The organism is Joostella atrarenae (assembly GCF_021764745.1).
In the GTDB taxonomy this organism is placed as follows: domain Bacteria; phylum Bacteroidota; class Bacteroidia; order Flavobacteriales; family Flavobacteriaceae; genus Galbibacter; species Galbibacter atrarenae.
Genome location: NZ_JAETXX010000006.1, coordinates 193,887 through 210,943 on the forward strand (window position 1 = coordinate 193,887; position 17,057 = coordinate 210,943).

16 protein-coding genes are annotated in these 17,057 nt (G+C 33.3%); all 16 read left to right on the top strand.

The window, feature by feature from the left end; all coding sequences use genetic code 11:
• Positions 1-46 precede the first annotated feature (46 nt).
• The 16 genes from JM658_RS10840 (at position 47) to JM658_RS10915 (ending at position 17,055) form a co-directional block, all read left to right on the top strand.
• Positions 47-1,177 (top strand): N-acetylmuramoyl-L-alanine amidase family protein, encoded by a 1,131-nt coding sequence (locus tag JM658_RS10840; RefSeq protein WP_236959283.1) that lies wholly within the window; start codon positions 47-49, stop codon positions 1,175-1,177.
• A gap of 64 nt (positions 1,178-1,241) precedes the next feature.
• The gene (locus JM658_RS10845; protein WP_236959284.1) at positions 1,242-2,198 is read left to right on the top strand and encodes an MlaD family protein; all 957 of its coding nucleotides are present in this window, start codon (positions 1,242-1,244) and stop codon (positions 2,196-2,198) included.
• A gap of 7 nt (positions 2,199-2,205) precedes the next feature.
• Complete coding sequence (locus tag JM658_RS10850) at positions 2,206-3,534, top strand: (Fe-S)-binding protein (RefSeq protein WP_236959285.1); 1,329 nt, start codon at positions 2,206-2,208, stop codon at positions 3,532-3,534.
• A gap of 26 nt (positions 3,535-3,560) precedes the next feature.
• Entirely contained in the window at positions 3,561-4,007 is a 447-nt protein-coding gene (locus tag JM658_RS10855) for an LNS2 domain-containing protein (RefSeq protein ID WP_236959286.1), read from the top strand.
• A gap of 138 nt (positions 4,008-4,145) precedes the next feature.
• Entirely contained in the window at positions 4,146-4,937 is a 792-nt protein-coding gene (locus tag JM658_RS10860) for a (Fe-S)-binding protein (protein WP_236959287.1), read from the top strand.
• 81 nt (positions 4,938-5,018) lie between these two features.
• Entirely contained in the window at positions 5,019-5,504 is a 486-nt protein-coding gene (locus JM658_RS10865) for an ABC transporter ATPase (protein ID WP_236959288.1), read from the top strand.
• 104 nt (positions 5,505-5,608) lie between these two features.
• A complete protein-coding gene (locus JM658_RS10870) occupies positions 5,609-8,533 on the top strand; it encodes a glycoside hydrolase family 3 N-terminal domain-containing protein (RefSeq protein ID WP_236959289.1) in 2,925 nt (974 codons plus the stop codon).
• A gap of 140 nt (positions 8,534-8,673) precedes the next feature.
• A complete protein-coding gene (gene bshA, locus JM658_RS10875; RefSeq protein ID WP_236959290.1) occupies positions 8,674-9,813 on the top strand; it encodes an N-acetyl-alpha-D-glucosaminyl L-malate synthase BshA in 1,140 nt (379 codons plus the stop codon).
• A 332-nt stretch (positions 9,814-10,145) separates the two neighbouring features.
• On the top strand, positions 10,146-10,544 hold the full coding sequence (gene tssD / locus JM658_RS10880) for a type VI secretion system tube protein TssD (RefSeq protein ID WP_236959291.1): 399 nt from the start codon (positions 10,146-10,148) through the stop codon (positions 10,542-10,544).
• Positions 10,545-10,707: 163 nt separating this feature from the next.
• Positions 10,708-11,751 (top strand): hypothetical protein, encoded by a 1,044-nt coding sequence (locus tag JM658_RS10885; protein ID WP_236959292.1) that lies wholly within the window; start codon positions 10,708-10,710, stop codon positions 11,749-11,751.
• Positions 11,752-11,780: 29 nt separating this feature from the next.
• Entirely contained in the window at positions 11,781-12,167 is a 387-nt protein-coding gene (locus tag JM658_RS10890) for a hypothetical protein (protein ID WP_236959293.1), read from the top strand.
• Between the two features lie 24 nt (positions 12,168-12,191).
• The gene (locus JM658_RS10895) at positions 12,192-12,596 is read left to right on the top strand and encodes a hypothetical protein (RefSeq protein ID WP_236959294.1); all 405 of its coding nucleotides are present in this window, start codon (positions 12,192-12,194) and stop codon (positions 12,594-12,596) included.
• Positions 12,597-12,884: 288 nt separating this feature from the next.
• Positions 12,885-14,705, top strand: coding sequence for a type VI secretion system Vgr family protein (locus JM658_RS10900; RefSeq protein ID WP_236959295.1), 1,821 nt, complete (start codon positions 12,885-12,887; stop codon positions 14,703-14,705).
• 1 nt (position 14,706) lies between these two features.
• Complete coding sequence (locus JM658_RS10905) at positions 14,707-15,942, top strand: hypothetical protein (protein WP_236959296.1); 1,236 nt, start codon at positions 14,707-14,709, stop codon at positions 15,940-15,942.
• 2 nt (positions 15,943-15,944) lie between these two features.
• Entirely contained in the window at positions 15,945-16,157 is a 213-nt protein-coding gene (locus JM658_RS10910) for a hypothetical protein (protein ID WP_236959297.1), read from the top strand.
• A gap of 64 nt (positions 16,158-16,221) precedes the next feature.
• Positions 16,222-17,055, top strand: a complete 834-nt coding sequence (locus tag JM658_RS10915) for a hypothetical protein (RefSeq protein ID WP_236959298.1) — start codon at positions 16,222-16,224, stop codon at positions 17,053-17,055.
• Positions 17,056-17,057 lie beyond the last annotated feature (2 nt).

Genomic DNA, 17,057 nt, shown 5'->3' on the forward strand with positions numbered 1-17,057 from the left:
ACAAATTTTAATCAAATAAATAACAGCTATAAACCGTTATTATTTTATGAATAGTTTTTTTAGTACGATTTTTTTATTGATAAGCTTAAGCTTGTCGCAGTCTATATATTCTTCGGATATTACTCCTCCGAATGATGGTAAATTTATTGTCGTTTTAGATGCTGGACATGGGGGGCATGATCCTGGGAATTTAGGTAACGGATTCAAAGAGAAAGAGATTGCTTTGAAAATTGTACTTCAGGTTGGAGAAATCTTAAGTCGCAATCCAAATATTAAAGTCGTTTACACACGTAAAGATGATAGTTTTGTAGATTTATATGTACGTGGAAAAATTGCGAACGAAGCTAAAGCTGATCTTTTTGTTTCTGTACATTGTAATTCTCATAATTCTAGCGCTCACGGTACAGAAACTTTTGTTCTTGGACTTCATGTCAACGAAAGGAATTTTGACGTAGCAAAAAAGGAGAACTCCGTAATTTATTTGGAGGACGATTATGAGGTTAATTATGCAGGTTATGATATCAACTCTCCAGAGTCTTTTATTGGACTTACAATTATGCAAGAAGAGTTTTTAGATCAGAGTATATTGTTGGCAAAATCGATTCAAGATAATTTCACAGGAAAATTAAAACGTGTAAATAGAGGAGTAAAGCAAGCAGGGTTTATTGTATTGCATCAAACATTTATGCCAAGTGTTTTAATAGAAACTGGCTTTTTAACCTACAAACCTGAAGGTTCTTATTTAAATTCAGGAAAAGGGAAATCGGATATGGCTACTTCTATTGCAGATGCAATTCTTAATTATAAACGTGCTGTAGATGAAAATGTAGGAGATGATTTTTCTTTTGAAGTGAAAGACCATTTGCCGCCATCTGGTTCTAGTTCTGTAGCAACAGCAGCTTCAAATAATAGTATGGAAGGAGTTACTTTTAGGGTGCAAATAGCTGCCGGATCTAAATCCATTCAGACAAAAGCATACAATTTTAAAGGTTTATCACCTATCAGCAAAGAAAAGGAAGGCAATATTTATCGTTATTATTATGGTGAAGTTACTACTTATGATCAAGTGAAGGTATTGCAGCAGCAAGCAATAAAGAAGGGTTATAAAAGTAGTTTTGTTGTAGCTTTTAAAAATGGTGAGAAAGTAAAAGTGAAGTCAGTAATTAATTCAATGTAAAATTAGAACCAATCTTAATAAATTATTTCTAATTTTGTTGTTTACAGTTAAAAAATAAAAGCTTTTGAAATTAACTAAAGAATTAAAAACTGGAATTATAGTAATAGGGGGAATTGTCTTGTTTATCTTAGGCTTTTCATTTTTAAAAGGAAATAAGTTATTTAATTCTACCCGTACTTACCATGCTGTTTACAAAAATGTAGACGGGCTAGCTTCTGGAACTACGGTAACTATAAATGGTTTGCCTGTAGGAAGTGTGAATGATATTGATTTTAAAAATAGCAAAGGGGATTTGGTGATTACTTTTTCTGTAAACAACGATTTCCAATTTTCTAAAAATAGTATAGCTGAAATATTTGATACTGGAATTATTGGAGGTAAAAGTCTTCGTGTAGTTCCTGTGTATGATAATAGCGAGCAATCTAAAGACGGAGATACTTTAAGGAGTAATATTCAACCTGGAATTACAGAATTGGTTACTCAGAAGTTATCGCCACTCCAGAAAAGTTTAGATGCTGTATTAAAAAATGCAGATTCTGTAATGGTTGGTGTAGACGATATTTTGGATGAAGATAGTAGAGCCAGTATTAAGAATAGTATTAAAAATTTAGATGAAGTAATAGCGAATTTTAGTGAAGCCTCTGGTTCTCTAAATGTGTTACTTTCTGAAAATAAAGACAAGCTGAATCGTTCTATCTCTAATATGGATAATTTAACTACGAATCTCTCTAATGTAAGCGATTCTTTAGCAAAAGCAGATGTAGGAGCTGCTATTGGTGACCTTCAAAGTAGTATGGCGAAGTTGAATAATATCATGACGAAGATTGAGTCTGGAGACGGTTCAGTAGGGAAGTTACTTAATGATGAAGAGTTGTATACCAATTTAACAGATGCTTCTATGGAGTTAGAATTGCTTTTAGAAGATCTTAGATTGAATCCGAAGCGTTACGTACATTTCTCATTATTTGGAAAGAAAGCGAAGCCATACGAAGAACCAGCACCAGAAGAAGAAACTAATTAATATATAGATGAATTATATTCCACAAATACTTTTTGCAGTACTCCTAATTGTAGGCTTTGGATATTTTGCTAATAACATTAAAAAATTAGTTAGAAATATAAAGCTTGGAAAAGCCGTAGATCGAACAGATAATAAAGATATCCGTTGGAAAAATATGGCTCGTATTGCTTTAGGTCAGCAAAAAATGGTGGTGAAACCTATCGCAGGATTTCTTCATATAATAGTATATGTAGGTTTTATAATTATCAATATTGAAGTATTAGAAATTATTATAGACGGACTTTTTGGTACACACAGAATATTTGCACCTCTAGGATCTGTATATGACTTTTTAATTGGTTCTTTTGAAATATTAGCGCTACTAGTAATTGTATCGGTAACCATTTTTTGGATCCGTAGAAACATAATAAAATTAAAGCGATTCTTTTATTCTGAAATGAGAGGATGGCCTAAAAATGATGGGAATATCATTCTTTATTTCGAAGTAGTATTGATGCTTTTATTCTTAACGATGAATGGGGCAGATTATACACTCCAATTAATGGATGCTCCTCATTATGTAAAAGCAGGAGCTTTTCCTGTAAGTCAGTTGTTTGTTCCTCTCTTTGAGAATATGGAGCAATCTTCTCTAATTTTAGTAGAGAGAACAGCATGGTGGCTTCATATAATTGGGATATTAATTTTCCTTAACTACTTATATTTCTCTAAACATTTACATATTCTTTTGGCATTTCCAAACACATGGTTTGCAAACATCAATCCGAAAGGGCAATTTGATAATTTAGAGTCGGTTACCAAAGAAGTAAAATTAATGATGGATCCAGATGCCGATCCATTTGCTGCACCAGCGGAAGGTGATATGGATGAAGAACCAGAAAAATTTGGAGCTTCAGATGTATCAGACTTAAATTGGGTACAGCTATTAAATGCATATACCTGTACAGAATGTGGGCGTTGTACAAGCGAATGTCCAGCAAGTCAGACAGGAAAAAAATTATCTCCTCGTAAAATCATGATGGATACCAGAGATCGATTAGAGGAGGTAGGAAAAAATATCGATGCCAATAAAGGTACGTTTGTAGACGATGGTAAGCAATTGTTAGATGATTACATTACGCAAGAAGAATTGTGGGCTTGTACCACTTGTAATGCGTGTGTAGAAGCTTGCCCCGTTAGTATTAGTCCGCTATCAATAATTATGGATATGCGCCGTTATTTAGTAATGGAGCAATCTGCAGCACCAATGGAGCTGAATAATATGATGGGGAATATTGAGAATAACGGAGCGCCATGGCCATACAACCAAATGGATCGATTAAATTGGAAAAATGATTAATATTCACCAACAAACATAACTAAATAATGAACAAAGAAGAAGTTGAAAATTTGCTTAATGAAAAATTAGAAGACGGGGAACATATAAGTCCTGTTTTACCAAAAGGAATTAAAAATTATTTAATCGATATAGACGGAACTATCTGTGATGATATTCCTAATGAAGAGCCAGAGCGTATGGCAACAGCACAAGTTTATCCTGATGCTTTAAAAACGCTAAACAAATGGTTTGAAGAAGGACATATTATTTACTTCTTTACTTCTCGTACAGAAGATCATAGAAAAACAACCGAAGATTGGTTAAACAAACATGGTTTTAAATATCATGGAATGGTAATGGGGAAACCAAGAGGTGGAAACTACCATTGGATAGACAATCACTTGGTAAAAGCTACTCGTTACAACGGAAGGTTTACAGATCTTATTGATAAGGAAGTAACAATCCAAGTTTTTGATGACGGAAAGCACGATTAATAATTGATTTTATATCAAATTATAATCGCTTAAATAAAATGTAAATGTCTGCTCGAGTGGAATTAAAAATAAGCTATTTTAGCTCCACTCGAAAGGATATTTTTTAATACTGAAGCATAATAAATTAAGGAAAACAGCATGAGTGAAGCAATAAATGTGCCTACAATGGCAGGGATGATGGCGGAAGGAAAAACTCCAGAAGTATTATTTTGGGTAGGTTGTTCTGGAAGTTTTGATGACAGAGCTAAAAAGATCACAAAAGCCTTTGTTAAGCTTTTAAATAAAGCAAAGGTAGATTTTGCTGTTTTAGGAACCGAAGAGAGTTGTACAGGAGATCCTGCAAAGCGCTCTGGTAATGAAATGTTGTTTCAGATGCAGGCAATGACAAACATTGAGGTGTTAAATGGTTATGAGGTTAAGAAAATTGTAACTGCTTGTCCGCATTGTTTTAATACAATTAAAAATGAATATCCTTCTTTAGGAGGGAGTTATGAAGTAATTCACCATACACAATTTTTACGTTCTCTTTTAGAAGAAGGACGACTTACTATTGAAGGAGGAAAGTTTAAAGGTAAAAGAATCACCTTCCACGATCCTTGTTACTTAGGAAGAGCGAATGATGTGTATGAAGCACCACGTGAATTAATTCAGAAGCTAGAAGCAGAACTAGTAGAAATGAAAAGCTGCAGAAAAAAAGGATTATGCTGTGGAGCTGGAGGTGCACAAATGTTTAAAGAGCCAGAAAAAGGAAATAAAGACATTAATATAGAACGTACAGAGCAAGCCATAGAAGCAAAACCAGATATTATTGCTGCTGGTTGTCCTTTCTGTAATACCATGCTTACAGATGGTGTAAAAGGAAAAGATAAAGAAGCAAGCATCGATGTAATGGATGTAGCGGAACTTATAGCAAATGCAGAAGATTTATAGCTTTTAAGCTAGAATCTTAGAATAAAAATAACTCACTTAGTGAGAAAATAAGAAAAGGAATCTTTTTAAAATTAAAAGAAAATGTACGTAGCTTTCAACGATTTAACAGAATCTGCAAGAGTTTGGATTTACCAAGCCAATAGAAGTTTTACCAAAGAAGAAATTGAAGAATTAAAAAATAGATTAGAATCTTTTATAGAGCAATGGACAGCTCATGGAGCAAACCTAAAGGCTTCTTTTGAGATCCGTTATAAAAGATTTATAATAATAGCATTAGATCAAGAGTTTAATGTAGCTAGTGGATGTTCTATCGACGCCTCAGTTCGATTTATCCAACAGCTAGAGCAGGATTATAATGTGACCCTGCTTGATAAAATGAATGTCTCCTACAGACAAGGTGATTTTATTGCCTACAAGCCCCTTATCGATTTTAAGAAAATGGCCAAACAAAAGGCTGTGTCTCAAAACACGATTGTATTTAATAATTTAGTAACCAATAAAGAAGAATATCAGAATTATTGGGAAGTGCCTGCTAGAGATAGTTGGCACGCGAGATTTATGAATTAACTTTTAAAGGTAGAGAACATACTTTTAAATATAATTCGTCGTTTTTTGTGCAGCAAAATCAATTTCTATTCACAGAAATTATCCTTTTTAATAAAAATTATTAAATGATTTTAAAAAAAAGTGTTTTTGTTGTTGTATTACTTTTAGCCGCTTTAAAAGGCTATTCTCAACAAAAAGATCCGTTAGAAACGAAAGATTATCAACAGCAGCAAGAATGGGTTGATAGTATATATAATTCCTTAACGCTTCAAGAAAAAGTAGGACAATTATTTATGATCCGCGCTTTTTCAGATAAAGGAAGTGCTCATATAGAGGGAGTAAAAAAATTAGTATCAGATTATCAAGTAGGAGGTGTTATATTTTCTACAGGGGGACCTTTCCGTCAAGCTAAATTAAATAACGAATTACAGGAGTTATCTAAAGTTAAGATGTTAATGTCTATGGATGCCGAGTGGGGATTATCCATGCGCTTGGATTCTACATTTGCTTTTCCATACAACATGGTTTTAGGAGCAGTAAAAGATAACGACTTAATAAGGCAGGTAGGAAAGCATATTGGAGAGCATACAAAACGTTTGGGGATGCATATTAATTTTGCTCCTGATGTAGATATCAATACAAACCCTAAGAACCCAATTATAGGAAACCGCTCTTTTGGAGAAAATAGAGATAAGGTTACAGAAAAAGCATTGGCTTTTATGGATGGGATGCAATCTGCAGGTGTTTTGGCAAATGCTAAGCATTTTCCTGGACATGGAGATACAGAACAAGATTCTCATAAAACCTTGCCTACTATTACTTTCAGTAAAGAAAGAATAGACAGCGTAGAGTTATATCCATACAAACAATTAATTCCGAACGGACTTGCCAGCGTTATGGTGGCACATTTAAATGTACCTAGTTTGGAGTCGCGTCCTGGTTATCCATCTTCTATTTCAGAAGGGATTGTAACAGGATTATTAAAAGAGAAGCTTCAGTTTAACGGACTCATTTTTACTGATGCTTTGGAAATGAAAGGTGTTGCAAACTATGCAGATTCAGGAAATGTAGATCTTTCTGCTTTTTTAGCAGGAAATGATATGCTTTTAATTTCTGGAGATACTCCGTTAGGAATTACAAAACTTATTGAAGCTTATAATAATGGGGTTATTACTGAAGAGCGATTAGCATATTCAGTAAAGAAAGTTTTAAGAGCAAAATACAAAGTAGGTTTGAATAATTATAAGCCTGTTGATACTCATAATTTATATGAAGACTTAAACCGTGTAGAGGATTCTATTTTGTATGAAGAAGTAATGGAAAATGCTATTACTGTAGCAAAAAATGAAGATCAGATAGTTCCGCTTCGAGATTTAGATAAAAAAAGTATTGCTTATGTAGGACTAGGGGATGGCGATAATAAGACTTTTGTAAACACGCTAAAGAAATATACAAAAGTAAGCTATATCCATGCAGATAATTTAGCAGATCTTACCAATAGAATTAAGCCTTATGATTTAGTGATTATTGGTCATCATAGAAGTACTGAAACACCTTGGAAAGCAGCTGATATTTCTGATCAAGATAAGGTTTGGATCTATGAAATAGCAAGGCAGAAAAAAGTTATTTTAGATGCTTTTGTAAAACCATATGCATTATTAGACTTACAGAGTATAGATAATATTGAGACTATTATTGTTAGTTATTTAAACGATCCTATTTCTCAAGAGAAATCTGCGGAGCTTATTTTTGGAGCCATAGCCTCAAAAGGGAGTTTACCAGTAATGGCACACGAAAAGCTACCAGAAAACAGAGGTTTTTTAACAAACTCATTATCAAGATTGGGGTATAGTGTTCCAGAACGAGTGGGAATGAATGCTAAGACTCTAAAAAAGGTCGATTCTGTAATGAAAACTGCAATTAGCGGAGGAGTTACTCCTGGGGGGCAAATTTTAATCGCTAGGCAAGGAAAAGTAATTTATAACAAGAGCTTCGGAAAGTTTTCTTATGGCGCTGATGCCGAGCCTGTAACAAACAATAATTTATACGATCTAGCTTCTTTAACAAAAATAACAGCCACCCTTCCAAATATTATGCAATTGGTAGAAAAGGGGGAATTAACCTTTAATTCTACTTTGGGAGAAATGTTGCCAGAATTGAAAGGGAGTAATAAGAGTGATTTAAGGTTGTTAGCCGTTTTATCTCATTACGCACGTTTAAAGCCTTGGATTCCTTTTTACCTGAGTACCATAGATAAAGGAACAAAAAAGCCTTTACCAGAATATTATAAGGAGAATCCAACTAAAAATTTTAATACACAAGTAGCAGACCATTTATATATCAGAAACGATTATAAAGACTCTATTATAGATCAGATAAAAGAGAGTGAGTTGCTAACTAGACTTCAGTACAGATATAGTGATCTCCCTTTTTTATTGTTACAACGTTATTTAGAAAATTATTATAATCGCCCTTTAGATAAAATTGCCCAAGATCATTTTTATAAATCTTTGGGGATGAATTACACAACTTATAATCCGCTTGATAAATTTGGAAAAGGGGAGATTGTTCCTACGGAAGTAGACGATTATTTTAGACATCAGACCATTCAAGGCTATGTTCACGATATGGGAGCAGCAATGTTAGGTGGTGTTGGTGGTCACGCCGGACTCTTTAGTACATCAAACGATTTAGCAAAGATGATGCAGATGTATCTTCAAAAGGGATATTACGGAGGGAAGCGTTATTTTAGTTCAGAAACATTAGATAAATTCAATACCTGCTATTATTGCGATAAAATGAATAGAAGAGGTGTAGGCTTTGATAAACCTCAGTTAGGGGAATCTGGACCTACTTGTGGGTGTGTATCAATGACAAGTTTTGGACATAGTGGATTTACAGGAACCTATGCGTGGGTAGATCCAGAAGATAGCCTTGTATATATCTTTTTATCAAATAGAACCTATCCAACCATGACCAATAGGAAATTAATTTCGGAAGGAACACGTACTGTAATTCAGGAGATTATCTATGAAGCAATAGAAAGATAGTAAAAATTGTACTTGTTTTTGTAAATAGAAATCGTTTCTACCGACTTAGTTTTAAGATAATTTATAGAAAGTATATTGATTAGAATACTACCTTAGTTAAATCAATGGAAATCTAAACTAAGACTTTTAAAGAAAGAAATATGCGAATAGGGATTGTATGTTATCCAACATTTGGTGGTAGTGGAGTAGTAGCCACAGAGTTAGGAATGGCTTTAGCTACACGAGGACATGAAATTCATTTTATCACCTATAAACAACCTGTTCGTTTAGCTTTATTAAGTGGAAAAATTCATTTCCACGAAGTAAATGTTCCAGAATACCCGTTATTTCATTATCAGCCCTATGAACTTGCTCTATCGAGTAAATTAGTAGATATGGTAAAGCTCCATAAGTTGGAAGTTTTACACGTTCATTACGCTATTCCCCATGCATATGCAGCTTATATGGCAAAAAAGATGCTAAAAACAGAAGGCATTGAGATTCCTATTGTTACCACCTTGCATGGAACAGATATAACTTTAGTAGGAAACCACCCATTTTATAAGCCCGCTGTTACTTTTAGTATCAATGAATCGGATGTAGTAACTTCTGTTTCTGAAAGCCTAAAAATGGATACGATACGATTGTTCGATATCAAAAAGAAAATCCATGTGATTCCTAATTTTATAGATGTCTCTAAATACAACCATCCATTTACCGATTGCCAACGTGGAATGATGGCTCAAGATAATGAACGTATTATTACACATATTAGTAACTTTAGAAAGGTAAAAAGAATTCCTGATGTTATTAATATTTTTTATGGAATTCAAAAAGAAGTCCCTGCCAAATTAATTATGGTAGGAGAAGGTCCAGAAAGAGAATCAGCAGAAGCCTTATGTGATAAACTCGGAATAGGGAATAAGGTTGTTTTCTTGGGGAATAGTAACGAAGTAGATAAGATACTTTGTTTTTCAGATTTATTCTTACTGCCTTCAGAAACAGAGAGTTTTGGTCTAGCTGCTTTGGAAGCCATGGTAAATGAAGTCCCTGTAATTTCTAGTAATACAGGAGGTATTCCAGAAGTGAATAAAGAAGGATATAGTGGTTACCTAAGTAATGTTGGCGATGTAGAATCTATGACCACCAATGCTATTAAGATTCTAAAAGATCCAACTGTTTTGGATACCTATAAAAAGCAAGCAAGAACTCAAGCTACCATGTTCGATATTCATAAAATCGTACCTATGTACGAAGAGATCTACGAAAAAGCATATCGTAAAGTTTTTAGTGCTAGCTAACAGTAATTACTTTTTTTGTAAAATAACTTACTTATTTTAAGTTAGTTATGTGTTTATGTACAATCTTTGTAAGATACACCTCTCTAAACGAGTATTTCTTCTATTGTTTAGTAAAAAATCTATATAATTATTTGTTTTTAAGGTAAATATGAATTACTATTGAGTATATATTTAGCGATTGGGTATTTTTATTCTCTTTCAAAGGTTGTTTAAATGATATAAAATAGTAGTTGAGACGTCAACTTAAAAAATCACTACACTTCCACTAAGAGCGAAATTATCCAGGAGTTTAAAACATTTAACTAGTATTAATTTATTAAAATTTTAAACAAATGGGATCATTTAGAGCCAGCCTTCAATTAGGCGGAAAAGAATTCGATGTATTGTATTCAGATTATGCATTCAGTAGAGATACTGATAAAAAAGGTAAACCAGCATCCAATGTATATGGAGGTCGTGTTACTTTAGAGGTAGAATCTACAGAAGATACTTCTGTAATCGAAGCGATGCTAAACAGTCAGTTTAAGGCTGTGGATGGAAAAATCATCTACAAGAAAACAGAAGAAGATGCTAAGATGAAAGAAGTAGAATTTAAAAATGCTTACTTAGTATACTACAAAGAGATATTAGATGTTAACGGAGATATTCCAATGAAGATTCGTTTTACAGTTTCTGCGGAAGAGATTGTTATTGGTAATGCTTCTATTGACAACCGTTGGCCAAAAGCATAATGCAAACGTATAGCAACTACCATACAATATGTTCGGAGTAGGCTATACATAAATTTGCTATTGTAAACCTTATAAAGGCGGTTTTCAAAACAGAAGGAGCAAGTTGCTTCCCACGTTTTAGAAACCGCCTTTGTTTTTATGTAATAAAAAGACATATAATTATATGAATGATGAGACTAAGTTAGATCGGTTAAAAGTTTACTTACAAGAATCAGTAAATACAGCATGGCATTTAACGAAGAATAGTCAGTTGTCTCATGATGAATCTTTTGGAGATGCTTTGGGTAAGGACATAAAGTTCTTATTAGATAATGACTCTGAATTACCTAATATATTAAATGATATAGCTTTTGAAGAGTACCAAGAATTAGAGCAAGAAATCCCAATAGATCCACCAAATTTTAGAGAATTTATACGTAGCACAGGAACAGCTAATTATGTAGAGGTTTTTGTAGGTAATAAATGGGAAATGGTACCTAGTGATGCATATATTGATTTTGCTACAACGTCAAACAACGGGTTTAGAGTAACAATATCACACAATGGGAATTATAGGGAAATAGTACATACTCCTGCAGCAGAAGATGTAGAAGCTTATATCAAGGAAAATAGTACTATACAAGTTACCGAAGTAAAAGATTTTGATTGGAAAAGTTTTGGTGGACAAGTATATAATAGAACAACAGATAATGTAGGAATGTTAGATGATGCTGCTTCCGTTTATATGAGTATTCCAAAAGAATTTAAGCGGCATTATGCCTACAAAATATCTAAAGTTGCTAAAACAGTTGGGCAACCAGCCAAGGCAGGTAAAATATTTCAAGGAGCAAAGAGGCTAGGTAAAATAGGAAAAAAACTAGGGCCTATAGGGGATGTTCTTACTGTTGGGAATATTGGATATGAAGTTTTATCAGATATCTGGGACGCCCATACGGTAGTAGATGGAACTCTTTTGGTAGTTGGTATTGCTGCTACTGCTGCAGGAGCACCAGCCGTTTTGATTGGAATTGCTATTTACGGTATATTAGACTATGCGTTTGATATAAGTGAAGGATTGGATAAATACATTGGGAGAGATTCGGGTTTTTGGGATAACAAACCCCTAAGAGATTTTCCTTCGAGTAGAGAACCGCTGTTTAGAGAGATACAAATAGATAAAACTTATGTAGCGCCTAAGTATAACCCTTTAAAAGAGTTAAAGAGATAATGTATAAATTTTTATTCAAAAGATTACTCTTGTCATTCTATAGTTTTGCAAGACGATGGGTAAACAAGAAGTTACCAGAAAATGTGATTCCTTTTACCTTACAAACCTTTTTGTCATCTTTTACCTTTCAAGTTTCAGGATTATATTTTGTTATATTAGGTTCTATTGATTTTAAATTTAAAAGCTTTCCTCCAATTTTTTTAGGAATAGTAATTATAGCGTTAGGGATAGGTTATGGATTTCGAAAAATGGCTAAAAAGGCAATTTTTAAATGGAATATAGAAAAGGAGTATAAAAAATTAAGTAAAGACGAACGTAAAAGAAAGAACACCTTTGCTTTTTTATTTTTCTGGGGTAGTTTCGCATTGTTTTTTTATTTAACGGTAAGATTTGCTGAGGGTTATTTGGTTAATTAATAAAGAGCCAAAATGTATCAATTTTTGTTTAAAAGATTACTTTTTGCTAATTATAGTTTTGCAAGACGGTGGGTGAACAAGAAGCTACCAGAAAATGTAGTCCCAGCAGCAGTGTATACATTTCTGACATCTTTTACCTTTCAAGCCATGGGTCTATACTGTATTATATTAGGTTCTATTGATTTTAAATTTAAAAGCTTTCCTCCAATATTTTTAGGAATAGTAATTATAGCATTAGGGATAGGTTATGGATTTCGAAAAATGGCTAAAAAGGCAATTTTTAAATGGGGAATAGAAAAGGAGTATAAAAAATTGAGTAAAGACGAACGTAGAAGGAAAAACACCTTTGCTTTTTTATTTTTTTGGGGAAGTTTTGCTTTTATGTTCTATATGGGGGTAAAATATTTAGAAGGTTATTTGGTTAACTAATAAATAATCAAAATGCATAAATTTTTATTTAAGAGATTGCTGTTTTCATGTTTTCTCTATAAATAACAGTGGTTTTATTGAGGAACATTAAAACAAGTAGTTCCTGTATATCAATAGAGTTTTTGATTGGCTTTTATATTACATGTAGTTTGTATGTGATTTTATTAGGTGTATCAGCATATAATTTTAAAATTTCACACCTTTTCCTATAAGTTGTGCTACCAAGTATTTAATACTATAAAATTATTGATTAATGGGGTGTAAATTAAAAAAAGAAACTAAGTAAGTATGAAAATTAAAGAAATAAATACTCAAGTAAGTATCGATGGGAAGCAATTAAAACGCTTTGAGAACATAGTATTGAAGCAAGCAATTAATCATCATCATTATTTTAGAGTTGTAGTAGATCATGATACTATAGAGTCTTTTGGTTCACACACACTGGAAGCTTCAAAAGAATGGTTAGGAAAATCTTTGATTATTACATTTGATGATACTGAATTTTTAGGTGTAATTACCAATGTAAAGATGTCGCATCAAAATGGTCATCATGGAGTTCTTTTAGTCTCTGGATACTCCAAAACAATCTTATTAGAACAAGGGGAGCATACCTTTTCTTGGCTTAATAAGAGTTTATACAATATTGTAAAAGATACTGTAGAAGTTACCAACATACAGGCACAAATACAGCCCAAACACACACGCGCACTTTCTTATGAATCTCAATATGGAGAGAGTCATTTTAAGTTTCTTCAGCGTTTGGCAAAGCAGCATAACGAATGGTTGTATTATGATGGGATAAAGCTCGTTTTTGGAAAACCTACCATAAGTGAGGTTACTTCCTTAGAATACGGTAGAGAACTCACTAATATTTCCATAGGAATAAATGCGAGCGCCAATAGTTACAATATATTCTCGTACAATAGTTTGTACGATACCAAGAATGAAGGAAAGACAAAGAACGATGTAGAAGGTCTTAACGAGTTAGGAATGGAAGCCTTTAATACTTCCCTAGAAATATTTAATACCATACCAAATAGTCATTCTGTAGTGCGTACCAAAGATAAGGGAGAGCTAGAGAGTGCTTTAAAAAACAAACAAGCAGCAGCGGTGGCCGATTTAAATGTATTGGAGGCCGACTGTAATGTGCAAAACTTAACGGTGGGGAGTATTATAAAAATAAGCTCCGCTATGAACCTTGGGAAAGCAGGTTTTGATATTAAGAATTATGGGGAGTATTTAATTATAGAAATCACCCACGAAGCGGCAAGTACCAATACTTATACATGCCACTTTAAAGCCATTCCAAGTGGTGTGGCTATTTTACCAGAGCCAAAAGTAAGCATGCCAAAGGCAAATATACAAATGGCAACGGTGGTATCTAATGAAGATCCACAAGGCAAGGGGCGTGTGGAAGTACAGTTTCAATGGCAAAAATACGAACAGAAAACAGCATGGCTGCGTGTAATGACTCCAGATGCAGGACAGAGTGAGCACCATGCACAGAACCGCGGACATGTATTTATCCCTGAAGAAGGCGATCAAGTAATGGTAGGGTTCCGATATGGAGACCCAAACCGTCCGTTTGTAATGGGGAGTGTATTTAATGGGACTACCGGTGCTGGAGGTAAAAACCTAAACACCCATAAAAGTATTATTACCCGATCTGGGCATGTTATAGAGTTTAATGATACCGATAAACAAGAAAGCATAACTATTACCGATAAAAATAAAAACATCATTTTTATTGATACTGCTAACTCTAGTATACGTATAAGTGCTCCTGAAAATATAAGTATGAGCGCAAAAAATATAGATATAACTGCTAGTGAAAACTTAACAGCCAGTGCAGGAGAGAATATAGGAATAAATGCTGGTGATGATATTACGATGGGTGCAGGTAGTGATGCTACTATTACTGCAAGCGAAGATTTAAGCATCTTGGCAAAGAATATTACAGAGCAAGCTAGTGAGAATTTTGAATCATTGGCTGTAAATCTAGATGAGCATGCCGATATCATATCCAAGAACACTTCAAAAGAGGATATAGAACTTAACAGTTCTGGCAATGTTAAGAGTAACACAGGTGATAAAGTAAACTTGTTTTAGGATGGCTGGAAATATTTTAAAGACAGGCAAGGTCATTACTAAGACAGCAGAGAAGATGACCCTAAACGCTAATAATGGAGATCTTATTTTAAATGCAGCTAAAAGTGTTAAATACTCTGCTAAAAAGGATATTATTTATGATAGTTACGTAGCACCCGAAGCCCAGCAAAGGGAAGAACTATTAGTAACTAAAGTAACTTGTGATGTTACAGAAGTAGAAATAGGCAAAACTTACACGTTTAAAGCAGTACAGTTTTCAAGGAAACCAAAAGATAAAAAAGAGCTAGAAAAAGTAAAATGGGCATATCAATTAGATGATGAAGGCATAAAAGATTTTCCAAAACAAGGACGTGTAGTTGGGAGTACCGTTGTAAAAGAGGTTACTATTAGCGACGAAGTTTGGGACAATAACAAAGTGAAAGTTTATGCTTATTTGCAAAAAGCAACAGATGATGTTAGTGCCGTGTGTGTAGTTAAGCTTACCGAAGTAATAAGATTAATTATAACTAATGAAAAGACAGGGTATTCAATACAAGGACTAAAGGGTTTAGATTATACTTTTTCAGACCCTGTTGTTGTTGTTCCAACCTATAAGACAGAGATTGTAAAAGCAAAAGTAGATTTTAAAAACAACATAAAACATTCAGAAGTTATTGATTCATTTAGCGTTACTAGAGATGCATGGTATAATTTAGGAAAAACTAAAGATGAAAAATATAAATTATTAAATAGGGCATTCGTTCCTGCTGATTATTCTAGCAACTTATATAGTGTTTTTTGGATACCAAGTTACCCAAACCCAATGCATATTTCATCTAAATTAGATGCTTTTATTTTTACTCGTTTTGGGGAAAGAAAAATACCTGCACAGCCTTTAAGTACTCAATTTAATATTGACGGTACACCAATTGATGGAGCTAGAGCTGATGAGAATTTTGCTACAGATATAATGATTCATGTTGGTGGTGTATATGAAGTTGGAGGTTACGACCATGTTGGAGGGTCATATGGCTGTTTTGCTTATACACCTAAAGATGATATATATGGAACACCTGAATTAGCTGAATTAGCTTCAAAGAATGATGACTATGATGACAAAGTTTCAAATAAGGATTGGGAAGATGTCGCAAACAAAATAAAAACACTTTCTTTTTTAGCAAAAATAAAGTTGCAAATTGAATTAAAAGAAAGGGATGAAAATAAAAATTATTTTCCACCAAAAGTATTAAGTGATTAAAGATGAAGAAAGGTTTAATTATAATAGGTCTGGTTTTGGGAGTGCTTATCGTTTTATTTGATGCTTCGCTTGCATATGCTGAAACTGCACCAATTAATAAGCAATGGGGTTTTTCTATTCCAAATAAAACAGCTTTTATTTTAAGGCTTACAGCAGTGAGTCTATTTGGTGGGTTTTTAGGATGGGTAATTCATAAGATTTCAAAAAAAAGATGAAAGTCTATGATTCTGCTAAAAAATAGCGAGGACTATAATTTTTAATGCCTTTAAAAAAAGAACTATGAATCAAGCCCCATACATACTAGAAAATCCTCCAAAACGGCATCCCGTTTCAGATAAGAGAACCTACAATGTAAGTATACAAACAAGTATTATAGGTGTAGAGAAGCCTGTAAAAAAAACTATAACTTATTTATTAGACATCTCGTATGAGAATCATTTTTTTTCTTTTATCAAGGGTAAGACAACTGTAGATGGTGCTCCTGTTCCAACCAAAATAAATGAGCTATACCTTAAAGCAACTGAATCTTTAAATGCTATTGAGTTTCGTTGTACCGAACAAGGTAATGTAAATGAACTTTATAAGTATCGTCATTTGTTAAAAAAATGGGAACAAGTAAAAAGCATCATAAAGAAAGAGTTTACAGGAGCGTCCGTAGATCAGTTAATAACTAGATTAGATGTTACATATAATAACAAGCAGACATTGATACAGCGTATAAATTCGAATATTGTATTACAAACATTTTATCGTTCTTTTTTAAATGATTATTTGGTGTATTATGGAAAGAGTAGAGCAACATTTAATTGTAGCGGTATTTTAGGAAATAATCTATTACCCTTTGCATCTGAAAAAACACTAAGCTTAAAAAATGAGCAATTGTATGTACAAACAGACGCTAGCTTAAACAAAGCAAAAATAAATACCGAACAACTAGAAGCTTATTTTAAAAATAAAGTTGAGGGCTTTAATTTAGACAATTTAGAAATAAGTATACAAGACTGCACCCTTTTAGATTATAAAAGTGTTTGGATAAATCAAAGTACAGTTACTAAAATTGTACAAGTTGGCAATTACAAAAAGCAAGTTATACTAACTTTACAAAACGTATAATC

What these genes read in the sequence shown, in the direction of transcription:
- JM658_RS10850 (WP_236959285.1), top strand. Translation starts at nt 2,206, where the DNA reads ATGAATTATATTCCACAAATACTTTTTGCAGTACTCCTAATTGTAGGC.
- JM658_RS10860 (WP_236959287.1), top strand. Translation starts at nt 4,146, where the DNA reads ATGAGTGAAGCAATAAATGTGCCTACAATGGCAGGGATGATGGCGGAA.
- JM658_RS10870 (WP_236959289.1), top strand. Translation starts at nt 5,609, where the DNA reads ATGATTTTAAAAAAAAGTGTTTTTGTTGTTGTATTACTTTTAGCCGCT.
- JM658_RS10900 (WP_236959295.1), top strand. Translation starts at nt 12,885, where the DNA reads ATGAAAATTAAAGAAATAAATACTCAAGTAAGTATCGATGGGAAGCAA.
- JM658_RS10865 (WP_236959288.1), top strand. Translation starts at nt 5,019, where the DNA reads ATGTACGTAGCTTTCAACGATTTAACAGAATCTGCAAGAGTTTGGATT.
- JM658_RS10840 (WP_236959283.1), top strand. Translation starts at nt 47, where the DNA reads ATGAATAGTTTTTTTAGTACGATTTTTTTATTGATAAGCTTAAGCTTG.
- JM658_RS10855 (WP_236959286.1), top strand. Translation starts at nt 3,561, where the DNA reads ATGAACAAAGAAGAAGTTGAAAATTTGCTTAATGAAAAATTAGAAGAC.
- bshA (WP_236959290.1), top strand. Translation starts at nt 8,674, where the DNA reads ATGCGAATAGGGATTGTATGTTATCCAACATTTGGTGGTAGTGGAGTA.
- JM658_RS10885 (WP_236959292.1), top strand. Translation starts at nt 10,708, where the DNA reads ATGAATGATGAGACTAAGTTAGATCGGTTAAAAGTTTACTTACAAGAA.
- tssD (WP_236959291.1), top strand. Translation starts at nt 10,146, where the DNA reads ATGGGATCATTTAGAGCCAGCCTTCAATTAGGCGGAAAAGAATTCGAT.
- JM658_RS10910 (WP_236959297.1), top strand. Translation starts at nt 15,945, where the DNA reads ATGAAGAAAGGTTTAATTATAATAGGTCTGGTTTTGGGAGTGCTTATC.
- JM658_RS10905 (WP_236959296.1), top strand. Translation starts at nt 14,707, where the DNA reads ATGGCTGGAAATATTTTAAAGACAGGCAAGGTCATTACTAAGACAGCA.
- JM658_RS10915 (WP_236959298.1), top strand. Translation starts at nt 16,222, where the DNA reads ATGAATCAAGCCCCATACATACTAGAAAATCCTCCAAAACGGCATCCC.